General features: G+C 45.7%; 16 protein-coding genes and 1 pseudogene. 1 reads left to right on the plus strand and 16 read right to left on the minus strand.

Annotated features, from left to right (window positions below):
• Positions 1-4: 4 nt before the first annotated feature.
• A complete protein-coding gene (locus ACZ1GZ_RS03840; protein ID WP_472667158.1) occupies positions 5-1063 on the plus strand; it encodes an ABC transporter ATP-binding protein in 1059 nt (352 codons plus the stop codon).
• Between the two features lie 60 nt (positions 1064-1123).
• Here the strand turns inward: ACZ1GZ_RS03840 and ACZ1GZ_RS03845 are convergent.
• The 16 genes and pseudogenes from ACZ1GZ_RS03845 to hisD all read right to left on the minus strand — a co-directional run.
• Positions 1124-1363: pseudogene (locus ACZ1GZ_RS03845) on the minus strand (CobW family GTP-binding protein); the annotation flags it as partial.
• Between the two features lie 91 nt (positions 1364-1454).
• Positions 1455-2375 (minus strand): YHYH protein, encoded by a 921-nt coding sequence (locus ACZ1GZ_RS03850; protein ID WP_472667159.1) that lies wholly within the window; start codon positions 2373-2375, stop codon positions 1455-1457.
• 164 nt (positions 2376-2539) lie between these two features.
• Positions 2540-4084: a hydantoinase B/oxoprolinase family protein gene (locus tag ACZ1GZ_RS03855; protein ID WP_472667160.1), complete on the minus strand. Its 1545-nt coding sequence runs from the start codon at positions 4082-4084 to the stop codon at positions 2540-2542.
• Positions 4077-5162, minus strand: a complete 1086-nt coding sequence (locus ACZ1GZ_RS03860) for a M24 family metallopeptidase (protein ID WP_472667161.1) — start codon at positions 5160-5162, stop codon at positions 4077-4079. Before ACZ1GZ_RS03860 ends, ACZ1GZ_RS03855 begins: the two co-directional genes overlap by 8 nt.
• A 64-nt stretch (positions 5163-5226) precedes the next feature.
• Positions 5227-6861, minus strand: a complete 1635-nt coding sequence (locus ACZ1GZ_RS03865; protein WP_472667162.1) for a hydantoinase B/oxoprolinase family protein — start codon at positions 6859-6861, stop codon at positions 5227-5229.
• Positions 6858-8933, minus strand: a complete 2076-nt coding sequence (locus ACZ1GZ_RS03870) for a hydantoinase/oxoprolinase family protein (RefSeq protein ID WP_472667163.1) — start codon at positions 8931-8933, stop codon at positions 6858-6860. Before ACZ1GZ_RS03870 ends, ACZ1GZ_RS03865 begins: the two co-directional genes overlap by 4 nt.
• Position 8934: 1 nt before the next feature.
• Entirely contained in the window at positions 8935-9417 is a 483-nt protein-coding gene (locus ACZ1GZ_RS03875; protein ID WP_472667164.1) for a GAF domain-containing protein, read from the minus strand.
• A complete protein-coding gene (locus ACZ1GZ_RS03880; protein ID WP_472667165.1) occupies positions 9414-10211 on the minus strand; it encodes an ABC transporter ATP-binding protein in 798 nt (265 codons plus the stop codon). The genes ACZ1GZ_RS03875 and ACZ1GZ_RS03880 overlap by 4 nt, the downstream gene beginning before the upstream one ends.
• Positions 10211-11074, minus strand: a complete 864-nt coding sequence (locus tag ACZ1GZ_RS03885; RefSeq protein WP_472667166.1) for an ABC transporter ATP-binding protein — start codon at positions 11072-11074, stop codon at positions 10211-10213. Before ACZ1GZ_RS03885 ends, ACZ1GZ_RS03880 begins: the two co-directional genes overlap by 1 nt.
• Positions 11074-11907 (minus strand): ABC transporter permease, encoded by an 834-nt coding sequence (locus tag ACZ1GZ_RS03890; protein ID WP_472667167.1) that lies wholly within the window; start codon positions 11905-11907, stop codon positions 11074-11076. The genes ACZ1GZ_RS03885 and ACZ1GZ_RS03890 overlap by 1 nt, the downstream gene beginning before the upstream one ends.
• Positions 11904-12932 (minus strand): ABC transporter permease, encoded by a 1029-nt coding sequence (locus ACZ1GZ_RS03895; RefSeq protein ID WP_472667168.1) that lies wholly within the window; start codon positions 12930-12932, stop codon positions 11904-11906. The genes ACZ1GZ_RS03890 and ACZ1GZ_RS03895 overlap by 4 nt, the downstream gene beginning before the upstream one ends.
• A 68-nt stretch (positions 12933-13000) precedes the next feature.
• Positions 13001-14584: an ABC transporter substrate-binding protein gene (locus ACZ1GZ_RS03900; RefSeq protein ID WP_472667169.1), complete on the minus strand. Its 1584-nt coding sequence runs from the start codon at positions 14582-14584 to the stop codon at positions 13001-13003.
• A gap of 37 nt (positions 14585-14621) precedes the next feature.
• A complete protein-coding gene (locus ACZ1GZ_RS03905; protein ID WP_472667170.1) occupies positions 14622-15227 on the minus strand; it encodes a helix-turn-helix domain-containing protein in 606 nt (201 codons plus the stop codon).
• 139 nt (positions 15228-15366) lie between these two features.
• Positions 15367-15756, minus strand: a complete 390-nt coding sequence (locus tag ACZ1GZ_RS03910) for a RidA family protein (protein WP_472667171.1) — start codon at positions 15754-15756, stop codon at positions 15367-15369.
• Positions 15757-15769: 13 nt separating this feature from the next.
• Positions 15770-16810: a YeiH family protein gene (locus ACZ1GZ_RS03915; RefSeq protein ID WP_472667172.1), complete on the minus strand. Its 1041-nt coding sequence runs from the start codon at positions 16808-16810 to the stop codon at positions 15770-15772.
• Complete coding sequence (hisD, locus tag ACZ1GZ_RS03920; protein WP_472667173.1) at positions 16758-18068, minus strand: histidinol dehydrogenase; 1311 nt, start codon at positions 18066-18068, stop codon at positions 16758-16760. Before hisD ends, ACZ1GZ_RS03915 begins: the two co-directional genes overlap by 53 nt.
• Positions 18069-18081: the final 13 nt, after the last annotated feature.

The raw sequence follows: 18081 nt of genomic DNA on the forward strand, positions 1-18081 counted from the left end.
TACCATGGGATCTATACGTTTAGATGCAGTTGAAAAATGGTTTGGTAACTTGCAAGTTATCAAGGGGATTGACCTTGAAATTAATGATGGTGAGTTCGTTATATTTGTGGGACCTTCAGGTTGCGGAAAATCCACTTTATTGCGCATGATTGCGGGTCTTGAAGAAACAAGTCGCGGTAAAATTCTTCTCGATGAAACCGATGTAACCGACCGGGTGCCAAGCGAACGCGGACTTTCAATGGTATTTCAATCCTACGCTCTTTATCCACATATGAGTGTTCGTGAGAATGTCGGATTTGGCTTAAAAACAGCGGGTGCGTCAAAATCAGAAATCGAAGAGAAGGTGAACCACGCTGCCGAGATACTAGAGCTTGGCGCATATTTAGATCGAAAACCAAAAGCTCTTTCAGGTGGACAGCGTCAACGTGTTGCCATTGGTCGCGCCATTGTTCGCGAACCAAAAGGCTTTTTGTTTGACGAACCGCTTTCCAATTTAGATGCTGCGCTGCGTGTGCAAATGCGTTTTGAAATTGCAAAACTTCATGACAAACTCAAAACCACAATGATCTATGTTACGCATGATCAGGTTGAAGCCATGACGCTTGCGGATAAGATTGTGGTGCTTAAAGATGGGCTTATCATGCAGGTGGGGTCCCCACGAGAACTTTATGAAAAGCCGGCTAATTTATTTGTAGCCCAGTTTATCGGCAGTCCTAAGATGAATGTCATGCCATGTCGTGCTGATGGTGATAAGTTCATTCTTTCCGATCATGGTAGCGCGGCCCATGGCTTAAATAGTGACGTTTCTAATTTGAGTAGCTTGGGTGTTCGACCCGAACATATTACACTCGGCAACAAAAAAGGCGCGCATTGCTCCGGCATTGTTGAAGTTGCAGAATATTTAGGCTCGGATACATTTTTATATATAAATGCTGGCTCACTCGGCACCATAGTCGTGCGCACAAATGATGTAGGTTCCGAGATCAAGGGCGAAGAGGTTTATTTGCATTTTAATCCTGAGCGCCTTTACTTCTTTGGATCCGACGAACAGGTCATCACCTAAAGCAAGTTATTTATAATCAATTAGTTTGCCGGCGTATCTTCGCTAGGTTTCTTCCTCAGGGTCTTCACGCAGCGTACAATAAATGCAACCATTAGACATTTCCACCAATGTCTCATCTGTTTTGCTCAATTCAGTATCTGCACGCACGAGATCTGCGTCAATATTAACTTCTGACATATCATTGACAATAACTGCAACGCGGCGGCCATCTCGATTATTTAGAACCTTATTCAACAGAGTGGTTTTTCCAGCACCTAAAAAGCCGGAAAGTACCGTCACTGGAAGACGAGCGTCAGACATAAATGCATCCTCATTTGTCTTTTGACAATCAGTTTTATTTAACGCAGCAATTTGGAGGTAAAATTGTAGCAGGCAATCACACGCTACTTTGTTATCGGCAATATTCAGCAGAAACAATCTCGCCGTTATTTGTCACGGTTTTGGTTTCAAAACTATAGCAATTTGCCTTACCTGATGGCTTATAGCGCATGTAATAATTTTCACCTTGATAGGTATAATCCATGCTTCGTTCACCCGAGGCGCTCTGCGTAAATGTTAGATTTTTAACACCTCCACGTGGCGGCCGACCCGGTTCGACACGCCCGCCCCCAGATACTTCAAGAGGTGGGATTCTGGGTAAATCCCGGATATCTGGCATTATCCCCATCAAGCACTGCACGATGTAAGGCGCGTCTTTTGAGGTGTGGTAACGATACCCGAAGGTTTCATCGACTTGCCCATTACAGACATCCAACACCCCTTTGGCGATCTCACTGCCATCTGGATTGGTATCCCCGTAAATAGGAAATCCATCAAACGCCCAACCAATGATCGCGTCAGGTCCGGCATTTTCCATCTCAGCAATCATACATTTCGGTGCCACATGATAATGATAATCATCACCGCGCCCTGCATGTCCACCGCACACATCAAGCTGTTGCGTGATTAAAGTGTCATGCTGTGTCTGATGATGGTATAGATCGCTTTCTGACATCTCACCACCACCGGTATAATCAAAGATCGGAACACCATTAATTGCAACACCCAGAGACGAATCCCGCGTTTTGGGCTGAGTGCTCAATTGCGGGTCCAGTGGAATCGGCGCATCATACTGGCCCGGTACCGGAAGCTGCTCATTCGTTTGCACAATTCCCGTCATCAACGCATGATCGGGATACGTATCGGACGATATAATCGCATGACCATTTTCACATGTAACGGACACCTTATCTGCAAAGCCCGCATCTGAAACGGAGGCTTTCACCGCTTCACAATGATTATGTTCTTCATGTGCTTGTGCGGGTTCCGACATAAATACAACGCCAACGAAGAGTAAAATCTTTGTTGCATAACACTGACAAAGGCTATTACGAGCTAGAAACGTCATGAGAAACCTTTCAAATATTGCGACTACATATTTTGCTTCTGATCAAACTAAGATTTCAATATGTAGAAATTATGTAGACCTTGAAGCAATTAGCTATTGCCACCATTTGCCGTCTTGATAATAATTTTGGACCCCTCATCTAGCAACATGCCGCTGACAAAACCTAATCTGTTTCTTTCGCCGTCAGGATGCTCAATCTCTAGGGAATTTTGACCTCCGATAGATGCGTTCTCATGTGACCAGACGGGGATTTTTGCATGTGAGAATCCTGCAGAAATGCTTGCTGGCGCACGCAATTGATAAATGGTTTGAACACCGCGCCCACCGGAAAATTGGCCCGCTCTTTCATGCTGGTCGTTAAGCGACTTTTCTAAAACCTCAAGCCCATATCTTGCTTCAGCTATTTCGACCGGACAATTGAACGTATCCCCATGACTGGTGGAGTACATCGCACTCATTCCATTACGGTCTGATGTTGCGCCCCAACCACCCATCTGTGGTTCTACCATCGTATATGTTTTGTCCGTATCTGGGTGCTTACCTGCAATAACCGTTCCAAAAATCGATGCAAAATGTCCTGCAGGAAGCTTCTCCGGCATGGATTGAGCCATACAATGCCAAAGCATATCAAACAGTCGAATACGGGTTTCAAAATAATAACCATGCGGCACATCACCGGTTGCATGAAAAATTGTACCCGGCTTAGTTCGCACTTCAAGCGGTATAAAGGACCCTGCATTTGCAAATCTTTCAGGATCCGTAACAGCTTTAAAAAACATCTGGCAGGCAATAACTGCGCCATCACGTGATGTATTGTGAGGCGCGTTCAATTGAACCGGATTTTCGGTTAGATCGATAATAAATTTATCATCGGTAATCTGGATGAGCGCTGTTAAGTTTTCGCCTTCATCTTGCGGTTCTGATATTGAAAACACACCTTTTGGTAATTGCTGGAGGCCTATAAATGCACGCTCAAATCCCTCATTCAATGCCTGAGATATTGCGGAGAAAAAACTTGTCGCCCCATAACGATCTGCAATCGCTGTCACCAATGATTGCGCCTTTTGACCTGCTGCAATTTGCGCGCTCATATCACCCGTTACAAAATCGCTTAACCGCGAGTTTATGGTTATGATCTCCATAACAGATCTATTGATCTGACCATTTTCCATCAGCTTAATAAGCGGCAAACGCAGCCCCTCACCAAACATATCAGTTACATCAACAGGCATGGAACCTGGTGTTTTGCCGCCAATATCGCCCCAATGCGCAATAGATGCCACCCACGCGATTAATTTATCATTATGGAAAACGGGTTGGGCAATGACGATGTCATTTAAATGCGTAACACCACCATGATTAGGGTCATTGGTTATGAACACATCTCCGGCAAAAATGTTGTCTTCAAACTTGGCGAGGATTGACTTTACCGATTTGTCCAAGACACCAATGAACGAAGGGATCCCTGCACCTGAACTTATCAAATTGCCTTTTGCATCGGTTATCCCCGTTCCTACATCCAAAACTTCGTAGATAATCGGGCTCATTGCCGTACGGCGCAAAATATCAAACATTTCCTGTGCAGCCGCATCAATTGCTGCATTTATGATTTGATATGTGAAATGATCACCCACCAATAACAACTGCCTTGCGAGGAAGCGAGGAGAGTATTTCTGGGCCATCATGGCGTAAGATGACGATATCTTCTAAACGGATACCAAATCGGTTGGGAAGGTAAATTCCCGGCTCGATTGAAAACACCATACCCTCATCAAGAACAGTTTGAGAGCTTGATGTTAAATAAGGAGGTTCGTGCCCTTCAATGCCCATCCCGTGGCCAGTGCGGTGCACGAAATATTCTCCATATCCTGCATCTTCAATCACTCCGCGTGCAGCATCATCCACCACATGCGCTTTAACGCCCGGCTTTGCGGCCTCAAGCGCCGCCTGAACAGCGCTTTCGACAATTGAATGTACGTCGCTATAACCCTCTGGTTCTTCACCAACGACAGCCATACGGGTAATATCGCTTGAATAATTGTGGGCTCGAGCACCAATATCCATTACCACCGCATCACCAATGTTAAGTTTGGTATCTCCAGTTTGATGATGAGGAAAGGCCCCATTTGCCCCGGCACCAACGATTGAAAACAATGGTCTTGCATTTTGATCCGCAAAGCTTGACCGGATGATTGCGGCCACTTCAAGTTCGGTCATCCCGGGCTTCATATTTGCCCATGCTGTTTGCATTGCTTTATCAGCAATAAGCGCATTAGATTTTAAATGTTGATATTCGTCTTCACTCTTTTGTAAGCGTAATGCGCCAATCGTTGCCTCACAAAACTGCCGTTTTGCATTTGGCAATGCGTCTTGCACAAGACCTGCAAAATCTGCTCGCATGGCTTCGTCTAAAACAATGTGGTGAGCGTTTTTGATGTTAAGCTCCGACAATAGCGTTTCAAACGCAGCTAAAGGTCCTTGAGCATCCGACCAAGTGTAAAAAGGAAGGTCTGTGTGTTGGCGCGCACTTTCTGCTTCGAGAATAGGCATTAAAAATGCGATTTTGTCTTGCGTAATACAAGCCAATAAAACCCGCTCGTCAGCATGTGGTGATAAGCCCAGCAACCATTTCAAATGCATGCCTGGGCCAATTGCCACCAAGTCCACATTTTGCTCGGTCATTTTATTCTGCAAAGCTTGAAGTCGTTGCATGTATCTATCCTTATCTGCACATGTTGATTCTTACCCCGGCAAAGGTGCACTTTAATGAAACTATCTAATACACCACAGCTGCCCGTTCGGGCGAAACAAAACCATTTTTTATATCCAACTCAACCGACTTGCGATCGCGCTTTTTTGGATCGCCATAACCTGCACCAGATGACGTTATTACGCGGATAACATCGTCTGTTGTTACGCTCAATCCTGATACAAAACTATAGCTTTGTTGGCTTCCATCAGCTTTGACAACTTCCACAAAATTACCGGAGCCTTCCTCACCTTGTTCCAATGGCCAAGGTTTGATTTTTGATCTTGTATATCCAGCTGTTAGAAACCCGTTTTCGGTTCGGATGCGATATTCAAGAACCAGACCACGGCCGCCGGTAAATTGACCTTCGCCACCTGGCGCATCGTTGAGCGCCATACAATCTATATATAAGCCATTTCTAGCCTCTGAAATTTCAGCTGGAGTATTATAAGTTTCCCCGTGAAAACCTGAGAAAATGCATGGGTTTCCATCGCGCCCATCCCACGCACCCCATCCACCAATTTGTGGTTCAATAATTGTATATTGGCGACCGGTATCTGGATGAATACCGCCAATAAATGTGCCACAAATTGATGAGAAATGGCCCGCTGGCAGACGCTCAGGAATGTGAGGTGCCAGACAACGCCAAATAAGATCATAAACGCGCACTTCGGTTTCAAAATAGAACCCAATTGCAGCAGGTTCTTTGGCATGGAACACGGAGCCTTCTCGGGTTAGCACTTTTAAGGGTCTAAACGATCCATCATTCGCCGGTGTTTGCGGATCGGTAATTGATTTAAATACCATCTGCGCACAAACAACTGTTCCATCGCGACTGGTATTGGTTGGTCCCAAATCTTGATCAGGATTATCGGTTAGATCAACGATCATCTCATCATCTGAGATTGTCACTTTGACATTATAAATCCGGCCATCATCTTGCTCTTCTGAGAGCTCGAACGTACCACTTGGTAGCTTTGTAAGTTCAGCCTTTGCTGTTTGCTCACCGAATGACATGAAGCGTTCCATTGCTGTGGAGAACGTTTCAACGCCATATTTTTCAGCCAATGCTTCCAAACGTTTTGCGCCTACGCGTACACTGGCAATGGCAGCCCAAACATCGCCTAAAATGAAATCAGGCATGCGGCTGTTGCAGGTGATGATATCCATCACAGCTTGATCGGTTGTCCCTTCGCGGATCAATTTTACCGCTGGTAATCGCAGGCCTTCTTGGAAAATTTCAGTTGCTTCTCCTGATAATGAACCAGGCGCCATTCCACCCACATCGGAATTATGAGCGATATTGGCAGTCCAAGCGATAAGCGCACCATTTGAAAAAACCGGCATTGCTAAAACCAAGTCATTTAAATGCGTCACGCCACCATACCAAGGGTCGTTGGTGATAAACACATCACCTGGTTGGATATCATCATGCTTGGACAAAATGAATTGAACTGATTTATCCAACACGCCGATAAATGCGGGGATCCCTGCCCCTGAAGATGCAATCCGGCCTTTGGCATCAGTAATGCCCGTCCCCATATCCAGCACCTCATAAATGATGGACGACATCGCAGTTTTTCTCATCGCCGCAAACATCTCATCAGCGGCCGCTTGCAGTGAGTTTTGAATGATCTCTAGCGTAATTGGATCTGTACTCATGAGGCAGCTCCTAAAATGATATGAATATTTTTAAATGCATCCACTTCAACGGTATTTTCTGGGTGAATGACAATTGTTGTTCCTGGGTCCTCAATGATCGCAGGTCCTTCAAACTTCATTCCCGGCTTTAGCTTCTCCCCGTCGTAAATTTGAGCTTCGTGTTTACCTTCAAGCGCATAATCAACAACACGCTCCCCTTTAAGAGCTTCACTTGCAGGACGATCGGTCAGCGCCTCTGGCTTCATCGAAAGCTTGCCAACCTCAGCACGCGCAACCAAATGTATTCCCACCATTTCAACAGGGGCTGAGAGACGATAAGAGTATTCCCGCTCATAAGTCTGATGGAATTTATCTGCTATTTCCTCAAGGCTCTCTGCGGTAATTGCACCTTCAATCAGAACCTCAGTTGTGTGCTCCTGATTTTGATATCTAAACTTGCCATAGCGCAGGAAACTAACCTTTTCATGATCGACACCTTCCGAGTTAAATGTCTCGCGCGCAACCTTTTCGGTATCTGCAAAAACCTGTTCAATCTTCTCAGCAGCATCAGGCGATAAATCCACCAACTGGGTGACAAAATAATCGCGTCTTAGATCAGACATCATCATGCCCCAAGCGGAAAACACAGAAGCTGCCATTGGGACGATAACTTTGTTCATCTGCAATTCTTGTGCAAGCGCGACCGCATGCATTGCGCCCCCTCCACCAAAAGCTAATAACGTGAAATCACGCGTGTCATGCCCTCGGTTTACCGACACAAGTTTGAGCGCATTGACCATATTATTATTAGCAATTCGCACAATCCCTTGCGCGGCTTCATCCTTGCTCACACTGAGCTTTTGCGCCAGAGCGTCAATCGCCGTTTCGGTTGCTGTCATATCTGCATCGATCGCGCCACCACAGAAGTAATCGCGGTTTATGCGACCAAGCCACAAATTGGCATCTGTAGTTGTCGCTTCAAAACCACCTTTTCCGTAGGCAGCAGGTCCTGGTAGAGCGCCTGCGGATTTTGGTCCGACATGCAGTTTGTCATAATCATCCACCCATGCGATGGAGCCTCCGCCATTACCAATTTCAACCAAATCGACCACTGGGACCATAATCGGATAGCCGGCGGATTTACGGCTCCGCTCAATCCAATAATCGGTCATAATGCGCACTTCGCCATCTTCGATCAGCGAACATTTCGCCGTGGTGCCACCAATATCAAGCGCGAGAATATCACGTTCACCGATTAACTTGCCGAGTTCCGCGGCACCCCAAAAACCTGATGCTGGCCCACTTTCCACCATTGTGATTGGCACGCGTGATGTTGCCTTTAAGCTATCAACGCCGCAATTGGACTGCATGATAAAGGGTGATTTCTTTAAGCCTTTTTCTTCTAGGCCCTTATCTAAATTGCCGAGATATTTTGCTGCAACTGGCTGCACATAAGCTGAAAGTGCAGCTGTATTAGATCGTTCATATTCGCGCCATTCCCTAGTGATTTGATGGCTGGCGACAACCGAAACTTCCGGCCATTGCTCTTGAACAGCCTCCAGCAGCGCAACTTCGTGATGGGTGTTTGCATAAGAGTGCAATAAGCAAATTGCGACTGCTTCAACACCTTCTGATTTAAACAAAGCGATGATGTCCGCGAGACCAGATAAATCAAGCGCTTCTCGCTCTTCGCCTTTATAGCTCATTCGGCCCGGCACCTCGCAACGCAAATAACGCGGTACAAAAGGCTCAGGTTTGACATAATGCAAATTAAAGAAATCAGGACGATTACCGCGGGCAATTTCAAGAGTATCACGAAACCCTTTTGTCGTGATCAGCCCAACTTTCACACCCTTGCGTTCGGTTAGCGCATTGATAACGACAGTTGTCCCATGCGCCATGAAATCGATATCGGCGACATTGATGCCTGCCTTTTCAATGACGTTTAAAACACCCTGTTCAAAGTTAGGCGGGGTTGTATCGGACTTTGATGTGATGATTTCAATGCTACCATCTTTTGAGGTTTCAAACGCAACCAAATCAGTAAAAGTTCCGCCAACATCTGTGGCAGCACGTAAGACTTTTTCTGACATACTAATTTCCTTTTCTCAAAGATGCGGCCAATAAAAAGGTCATCGCACCTGCTTGTTTTAATTCTTCGGCTGCAGCAACACGTTCGGGAGTATAGCGGCCCGCATCGTGAAGACAGTTTAAGGTGCCAATCGCCTCTCCATTGACAATAATTGGAAGGTTCAAACAGCTCTCGCATCCGAGCGATTGAATAAGTTCATAATCGCCGAAGACCTCAGCGATCTCATCAATATTGTTGGCAACAAATGTCTCGTGGTGCACCTGCACTTTTTGGGTCCAGGCATTATCCTGAATGGGTTTTTCACCCGATGAAGGATAGACATCTGGCATGTTACTATAGGTCCGCCTTGCAACGCCCTTTTCATGATCTATTTCCATTAAGGTGAACAATTTCACCCCAATGGTTTGATCAACTAAGTGCTCAAGAGCTTTAAAAGCCGTCATAGGTTGATCGACTTTGGATAGAATTTCGTGGAATTCGGTCATGGTTTTACCACCAGTTTATCTTTGAGCATGAGTTCTTCTTCATCGATAACAGGGACAGCATTGATCAGCTCTTTCGTGTATTGAGTTCCGGGGTTGGTGAAGATATTTTCAGTTGTATTCATCTCAACAAGTTTGCCTGCTTTAAACACAGCAACCCGATCTGCCACATTGCGCACAACCGCCAGATCATGTGTGATGAAAATATAGGTCAGGTTTTTCTCATCCCGTAACCTGTTTAAAAGCTGAAGCACGCGCGCTTGAACCAAAACATCAAGCGCAGATGTTGGTTCATCTAAAACAAGTAATTCGGGCTCGCAGGCCAATGCACGGGCGATGCTCACACGCTGGCGTTGACCGCCTGATAAACCAGCAGGTGGACGGGATCGGAGCTCACCATCAAGACCAACGTCGCTTAGTGCTTTTTCAACCAATGCACAGCGCTCGTTTGGTGCACCCATATTATAGGTATCCAAACCCAATCTTACCGATGCACCAATGGTGCGTTTTGGGTTCAGCGATGAAAGTGGGTTCTGTTGTACAAACTGAATGGCGCGGCGATGGTCTTTGGTGCGCTTTTGCGGCAGCAAATCACCCTTTAATTTCATCGTGCCGGAAGTGGGTTCTAATATGCCCAAAATCATGTTTGCAATGGTCGATTTACCTGAACCTGATTCACCCACCACAGCGAGACATTCACCCTTTTCGACATCAAAACTCACATCCTGTACTGCCTTTACATCGCCGTGTTTGGTTTTGAAGTTTTTCGATAAATTGCTAATCTCTAAAAATGACATCAGATCGCTCCATGTGTAATTTTAGGAGCCAAATAATCATCTGTTTCTTCAGCAATTTCAGGCAGACCGCCACCAGTAATTCGCGGAATGGCGTTTAACAAAGCTTTGGTATAACCATGTTGCGGATTGTCAAAGATTGATACCGTGTGACCCTCTTCAACGATCCGGCCTCGATAAATGACATAAAGCCTATCGGCAAATTCACGCACCACACCCAGATTGTGCGAGATGAGTAATACGGCGGTATCATTTTCAGCAACAAGATCGCGCATTAACTTCAGCGTTTGAGATTGTACTGTTACATCAAGCGCTGTTCCCGGCTCATCTGCGAGCAGCAATTTGGGCCTATTGGCCAACGCCATTGCGATCATGATCCGTTGGTTCATTCCGCCAGACATTTGAAAATTATATGATTTTAAGACGCGTTCTGGGTCAGCAATTGAAACATCATCCAACAATTGCAATGCGCGTTCAAAACTCTCATTTTTTGTGAGCGAAGGTGTTCTGCGTTTAAGCACATCATAGAACTGCGTTTCGATCGTAAAGCTTGGATTAAGCGAGGATGTTGGATCCTGAAAAATCATCGAAATATCAGTGCCGCGTAAGCTGGCCCGATCCTTATTTTTCATTAAATTAACATCCTGGCCATCGAATAAAATCTGACCGCGAGCCGTTGCATTATGCGCCTCTTGCAACAGGCCCAAAACTAGCCGCGCGGTCACCGATTTTCCCGATCCGCTTTCGCCAACAAGAGCAACGCGCTCGCCACGATTGATGTTTAAATCAATACCGTGAAGCACCTTTGAAGAACCTTTGTAGCTTTTAAAAGAGAGTTCAAGATTTTTAATATCAAGCAGTGACATTATTCTTCCACCCCCAATATCTCACGCAATCCGTCGCCCAAGAGATTGAACCCAAATACAGCTAACAAAATTGCAAGTCCCGGGAAAACGCTCAACCACCAACTATCAGGCAAATAACGCGCGCCTTCTGCCACCATCGAGCCAAGATCTGGCGTTGGCGGTTGAACACCAAGTCCAAGAAATGAAAGCGAGGATGCAATGATGATGACAAAGCCCATATCAAGCGTCATTTTGGTAATGATCGCAGGAAGACAATTGGGCAAAATTTCGCGAAACGTAATATGATTGCTCGAAGCGCCAATAACTTCTGCTGCAAGTACATAACCTTCTTCGCGCTCTGATCTTGCAATATTATAGACAAGTCGCGCATACCACGGCCACCACATGGCAGTAACAGCCAACATTGCGTTGGTTAAAGTGGGTTCCAACACGCCCATCATCGCAATTGCGAGCACCAACGGTGGCACAGACAAAAACACATCTGTGATCCGCATTAACACCGTTTCAATCCAACCGCCTTTATATCCAGCGATCAGTCCGACCACGGCGCCAATTGGCGTAGATATCGCAAGCACCACAACACCCAAAACCAGACTTATTTGATAAGCGTAGATAATCCGGCTGAAGATATCCCGACCAACAAGATCGGTGCCCATCCAGTTTTGTGCAGATGGCGCTTTATTGGCGTTTAGAAAATCAACAACTGCTCCATTATGATCTGGGAAAGGTGCTATTAGTGGCGCGAAAACTGCACAGAGCGTGATCGTTAAAACAAGCATGAAGCCTATCAGGGACAAAGGGTTTGATTTTAATATGTAGAAAGCTCTGATCATGATTTTGCTTTCTCGCTGTAACGAATGCGCGGGTTGAGAAATGCAATGATGAGATCAACGATAATGTTCACGACGACAAATGCTAATGCGATAATTAAAACAGTCCCCATGATGGCGTTTAGATCTTTGCGCAAAATCACCGCAACGCCGTAGCGCGATAAACCTGGCCAAGCGAAGACAGCTTCAACCAAAAACGCGTTGCCAAACATCGCAGCAAAATCCAGACCAATAATTGTTAGTGAAGGAATAAGCGAAGGTTTGAACGCATAATGATTGGCTATTCGCGATGGGAAAAACCCATATGCCTGCGCCATTTCAATGTATGGCTTCTTGTAGGTTTCAACCATGTTGGCCCGGGTGAGCCGCGCAGCTTGACCAATGCCAGAAAGCGCCAAAGCCAACGCGGGCAAAATGATGTGTCGAACCGCATCACCAAAAGCTGACAAATTGCCTGCAATCAAAGTATCGATAAACAAAAATCCGGTGACGCGATCAATCTCATAGATATCAGATAACCGACCAGCGATCGGAAAAAGCGGAAGATAAAACGCAAAGAGCAGCATGAAAATGACAGCCCAAACAAAGCTGGGCGCCGATACTGTCACCAGCGAAATAACGCGAATAAGATGATCAGGCCATTTGTTTTGAAATCGTGCAGATAACACGCCTAACGGAAGTCCAATGAGGATCATGAAAATCCCGGCTATCAAAACCAATTCAAGCGTTGCTGGCAAAAATTGCGCGATATCAAGCGTGACCGGCCGATTGGTATAAAGCGAAATCCCCAAGTCACCTTGAAACAAATCGGCAATGAAATAGCCATATTGGGCGAAAATAGACTCATTAAGATGAAGGTCAGCGCGCAAATTTGCGATCTGTTCTGCGGTCGCATTGGGTCCCAAAGCGATACGAGCTGGATCACCCGGAATAATTCGGGCAATCACGAATATCAGCATTGAAACGCCAATCAATACCACAATGGAAATGACCAGCCTGTGCCATAAAAGGCGTAAAATTGAAGACATAAAACTACCAAATTGGCTTAAAACAGGGGATGGTGGCCCGGGAGCAGGCCACCATCTTTGGATCTGGTTTATTCAACCATTTCCATTAAGCGGAAGCTAAAGCCCATTCCGTCTAAACCAAATGCTTTGGAAGGATCGCTAAGCGCTGGGACTTTAACTCGGTTCGACGCCGCAAATACCGACTGACGATCAAAGCCATAAATTGTTGGCGCGATTTCCATTAGTCTCGCATTGAGCTTTTTATAAGCCGCTTCTCTACCTGCATCATCAGATGCAGTTCGTCCTGCATCTAAATACTCATCCACTTGTGCATCATTTAGATATTCAGGAGACTGCCAGGTACCAGGCGTTGAAGAATGGTACATGCCATAAAGCAATGTATCTGGATCACCGGTAACAGCGTTCACGAAGAGCTGACTGATATGTGGTGTGTTTTCAGGTTTTGAAACTTGCTCGGCAAAGAGCGCCCAAGGCAATTTTTTAATCTCAGACTTGATACCAAGTTGCTGGAAGTTTGCTTGCATTAAAAGTGCAAATCTTTCTTCAAGCGGAACTTCAGCAATCCAGCTAACTTCGATGTTCATATCAGCTGCGCCATATTTACAAGCCGCTAGATATTCTTTCGCCTTATCTAAACTTTGCGCTTGGACCATTTCAGTGCCATTTGCACCAAACATCCCAACCGGGATTGCACCTGTTGCTGGACTACCTGCTGACACATCATCGGTAATCGCAATCATTTGCACAGCGGTGTTGTAGTCAAATGCATGTGACAAAGCGAGGCGACAATTAACATCATCCAACGGAGCTTTGGTCGTATTCATCTTAAAATAAAATGCACCTGTCCCCGTTTCAGTTAAAAGCTGAGCACCATCTTTTGCCAGCGCTGTAACCACTTCAGGTGGAAGCCATTGTGAGGCGATATCATGTTCGCCCTGCGCGATAAGTGTACGAACTGTTGCCGCTTCCAAACCATAGCGAAGTCGCACAGTATCAGGTGCAGCCGCAATAATATCCATGAAATAGCCAGCATTTTTTGCCATCACAGTTTCTTCTTGCGGGTTGTGTGATTTGACGGTGTAAGCACCAGTGCCTGCGCCATTTCCGGAAAGGAAAGCTTGGCCCCAATCTTTCATTTCACCTTCGCCATCACCCAGATTTTCCATCACCAATTTTTTATCCACAATTGGCAAGCGAACGAGCGAAGCAACAAATGGTGCATAAGGGCTTTCAAGGGTGAACTTTACGGTTTTATCGTCAACAGCTTCCGCTGTCACACCACCAAACAAATATGATAAGCCTTGGCCAATACCTTGCATGCGCTCAAGTGAAAACACCACATCTTCAGCGTTTAGTGGATTTCCGCTTTGGAAATTAATCCCGTCGCGAAGCGTAAAAGTGTAAGTCGATCCATCACTGGTCCAGCTTTCGGCCAAATGTCCGTCATGCCCCGGGCCACCCTGTTTTGGCAGCACCAATGTATCATAAACATTGAACATCAAAATGCTGTCCGCATAATCCGATGCTTTTGCAGGGTCAAGTTCACCCACTGCAACTTCATCAATTCGTAAAACTGTTTCCGCGAAAACTGGCGAAGCCAGAGTTGTCGAGGCGAGCAGCATCACCCCAATCATCAATCTGTTAGGTTTCATGTTCCATCTCCGTTGGTTTGTTCGTTTTTATTTTTATTTATTTATGGATAGGCTCGGGATTTTCATCTCCAAAAATATCCATTGTTCCGCACCACAATATTGATGTGGTTCCGGCAGTGTGATTCCATATTGAATGGGTTCGTCTTGAATCAAAGTGAACGGAATCCCCGGTGCGCAAAACTGAGCGCTCACCTTCCACTTCAACGGTAATTTCGCCTGATAAAATGAAGAACATTTCTTCACCTTCATGACTGATCGGCTCTACTCGGTGCCCTGGGGGTTCATGCACAATCACCGAATGAATTGTACTTCCAGCAAATGAGGATGAAATACGCTCATAAGAAACTTCAAGTCCCGGCACACCAAATTTGGACCGGTCAACACTGCGTGTGACTTCCTCATTTTTTGTGGCGCCTTCTAAGAACGCATTGATCGGAAAATCTAACACAGAAGCGATTGTCGCAAGCGAGCCTAAAGAGGGTGCCGTGATGTTGCGCTCGACCTGACTGATAAATCCAACGGACAGACCAGCACCCTTGGCAACATCGCTTAATGTGAGACGTAATTCTTTGCGACGCTGACGAAGTTTTTCACCCAACGACACCAAATCCAAATCTTTTTCGACAGTAGGTTTTTTTAGCATGACTAAAATTTTTCACAGCTACTTAACGAAGTCAAGCAGTTTTTTAGTATTACTAAAATTTTGAATTTCAGTTTATGAGCCACCTACTTTATAAAAATTTTGGTGCGTTTGATAACGGGAGAATTATTTAGTCTTTTGATTAGATCGAGTTTGATGCGCTTGCGATAGCTTCAATTTCAACAGTGGCCCCAAGCGGTAATTGAGCAACAGCAACACAGGATCGTGCTGGTTTATGCTCCCCAAAGAACTCGGTGTAAATACTATTAACTGCCGGGAAATCTGCCATATCTGTCAAAAACACAACAACTTTCATAACACTGTTTTTTTCAGCGCCGGACGCCTTTAACACAAGTTCTAAATTTGAGAGTGCTTTTGCCGCTTGTGCAGCCGCATCACCACCTAGGAAATTTGCTTTCTCGTCAAGCGCCAAGCAACCTGAAATATACGCAACACCACCATGAACAACGGCATGGCTATAGGGACCAACTGCGGGCGGCGCACCTTCGGCGGTAACAATGTGTAAAGTCATTTTCATCTCCAATTTAGATATTGATAAATTTTACCAGCATGATCGCTGCTCCAAGCAGCAATATTGTTTGCATACACACCAGCACAATATGCCTGCTACCAAGATTAAACATTGCCTTAAGCGAAGTTTTCACACCCAAGGCAGCAATTGCGATAATTAACAACCACCGACTGGCGTCCACCAAGATATCAACGATGAAAGCGGGGACGACACCAAACGAATTAATGGTCACAAAAACACCGAACATGATAACAAAAAGCGGTATGCGAATTTTGCCCTCCGCTTTGTTTCTATAGCCAATCGTGATGCACAAAATCGCAACCGGCAACAACAAGACGCGTTGCAGTTTGGTTAGCGTTGCCACATCTCCTGCGGTATCACTTACTGTATAACCAGCACCCACAACCTGCGCGACATCATGGATGGTTGCACCAATTAAAAAACCTGCTTGCGCGTCATTAAAACCGAGGATGGCAAATAATAATGGATAAAGAACCATCGCAATGGTTGATAATGCTGTTACTGCGATCACAGTGAACAATGTGTTTTGTTCAAGGTTCTTATTTGTTGGCATCGCAGCAGAAATTGCCAGGGCAGCAGAAGCACCACAGATTGCAACGGCACCACCTGTTAGCAAACCAAACTGGGTTGTGCGCTTAAAGAGTGGCGCAAGCACCAATCCGCTCAAAATTGTCATTGCGACCAAAGCTATGATCAATGCAATTGGCTCCCAACCTTGTCCCGCGACATCGCTGAAGCTTAGTCGAAACCCCAATAACGCAACACCTAATCTAAGCAGCGTTTTTGATGCGAAATCCAAACCTGTTTTACACTGTTCATCCTCGGCAAGAAAATGAAAACCCATACCAATCAGCAAAGCAAAGAGCATTACCGGCGCACGATAATGCTCCGACAAAAATGCTGCACACAGCGCAATTGTGGTCGCAACAGTAAGGCCGCGATGCCCGCGGCCGAGATGTTTAATTTCAGCTAGCAATGTTTTAATCTTGTGCAGCGGAGAGATCAAAACTCTCATTTGGGAAGTATTTTTCAAGCCTCACATCCGCTGTACGTGCATGGCCTTCCATGCCTTCCAAACGTGAGATACGGGCTGTAGCTTGCGCAATCGCTTTTGAACCTTGTTGCGTAGCACGTTGCCATGTGACGGTCTTCATATATTTATGAACCGATAATCCACCTGTGTAGCGCGCTGCACCGGAGGTCGGTAATACATGATTTGGGCCAGCTGCCTTATCACCAAATGCAACAGTAGTTTCTTCACCAAGAAACAGCGAACCGTAGGATTGTAGGCGTTCAAGCCACCAATCCAAATCGCTTGCCTGAATGTGTAAGTGCTCGGGACCATATTCATCGCATATTTGTGCCATTTCCTCTGCATGATCGCACAAGATAATTTCGCCATAGTCACGCCATGCAGCCTCAGCATTGAGTGCATTGGTTTCTGGGAGCTGTTTTATAATTTCCGGGATAAGCCCAGAAACCTTATGCGCCAGAGCTTGATCATTGGTGGTTAGCCAAACAGGAGAATTGTAACCGTGTTCTGCCTGTCCAACGAGGTCCCATGCTACGAGGTATGGATCGGCTGTGCTATCCGCAACAACCATTGAATCTGTAGGCCCTGCAAACATATCAATGCCAACACGGCCAAATAAAATGCGTTTTGCTTCGGCAACAAACTGATTGCCCGGTCCAACGAGAATATCAGCTTTGGGCAAATCGAAAAGACCAAATCCCATTGATGCAATGCCCTGTACGCCCCCCATATTGAGCACAGCATCAGCACCACAAAGCTTCATCGTAAAGAGAATTGCCGGGGGAATTCCAACACCTGGTTTGGGTGGGGAGCATGCGGTTATATGTTTTACACCTGCAACCTTTGCCGTTGTGATTGTCATAATCGCAGATGCAATATGGCTATAGCGGCCACCTGGCACATAACATCCAGCGGCCGACATAGGTATCTGTTTTTGGCCAGCAAAAAATCCGGGCTGAACCTCTAATTCGCAATCGCTAATAGTCGCTTTCTGCGTTTCAGCAAAACGACGAATATTATCATGCGCAAAGCGGATATCATCTTTAAGCTTTTGAGGTACAGCTTTTTCTGCGGCCAACAATTCGTCAGGCGTTACCAGCGCAGGGCCATCCCATTTGTCGAAAATTTTTGCAAATTTTTGCGCAACTTTTTCGCCGCCATCTTCGATTTCGTCAAGGATGGATTGCACTCTTTCGCGAACGTCGTCCTGTCCGCTTTCAGCATGCATTTCTGCTTTTTTTATGTATGTGATTGTCATAAGTAATTACCAA

It is taken from the genome of Lentilitoribacter sp. JB5-8 (assembly GCF_055693385.1).

Excerpts from the sequence above, each read along its gene's own strand:
- ACZ1GZ_RS03910 (WP_472667171.1), bottom strand. The coding sequence starts at position 15,756 with ATGACTTTACACATTGTTACCGCCGAAGGTGCGCCGCCCGCAGTTGGT.
- ACZ1GZ_RS03885 (WP_472667166.1), bottom strand. The coding sequence starts at position 11,074 with ATGTCACTGCTTGATATTAAAAATCTTGAACTCTCTTTTAAAAGCTAC.
- ACZ1GZ_RS03900 (WP_472667169.1), bottom strand. The coding sequence starts at position 14,584 with ATGAAACCTAACAGATTGATGATTGGGGTGATGCTGCTCGCCTCGACA.
- ACZ1GZ_RS03890 (WP_472667167.1), bottom strand. The coding sequence starts at position 11,907 with ATGATCAGAGCTTTCTACATATTAAAATCAAACCCTTTGTCCCTGATA.
- ACZ1GZ_RS03895 (WP_472667168.1), bottom strand. The coding sequence starts at position 12,932 with ATGTCTTCAATTTTACGCCTTTTATGGCACAGGCTGGTCATTTCCATT.
- ACZ1GZ_RS03880 (WP_472667165.1), bottom strand. The coding sequence starts at position 10,211 with ATGTCATTTTTAGAGATTAGCAATTTATCGAAAAACTTCAAAACCAAA.
- hisD (WP_472667173.1), bottom strand. The coding sequence starts at position 18,068 with ATGACAATCACATACATAAAAAAAGCAGAAATGCATGCTGAAAGCGGA.
- ACZ1GZ_RS03905 (WP_472667170.1), bottom strand. The coding sequence starts at position 15,227 with ATGCTAAAAAAACCTACTGTCGAAAAAGATTTGGATTTGGTGTCGTTG.
- ACZ1GZ_RS03865 (WP_472667162.1), bottom strand. The coding sequence starts at position 6,861 with ATGAGTACAGATCCAATTACGCTAGAGATCATTCAAAACTCACTGCAA.
- ACZ1GZ_RS03850 (WP_472667159.1), bottom strand. The coding sequence starts at position 2,375 with ATGTCGGAACCCGCACAAGCACATGAAGAACATAATCATTGTGAAGCG.
- ACZ1GZ_RS03870 (WP_472667163.1), bottom strand. The coding sequence starts at position 8,933 with ATGTCAGAAAAAGTCTTACGTGCTGCCACAGATGTTGGCGGAACTTTT.
- ACZ1GZ_RS03840 (WP_472667158.1), top strand. The coding sequence starts at position 5 with ATGGGATCTATACGTTTAGATGCAGTTGAAAAATGGTTTGGTAACTTG.
- ACZ1GZ_RS03860 (WP_472667161.1), bottom strand. The coding sequence starts at position 5,162 with ATGCAACGACTTCAAGCTTTGCAGAATAAAATGACCGAGCAAAATGTG.
- ACZ1GZ_RS03875 (WP_472667164.1), bottom strand. The coding sequence starts at position 9,417 with ATGACCGAATTCCACGAAATTCTATCCAAAGTCGATCAACCTATGACG.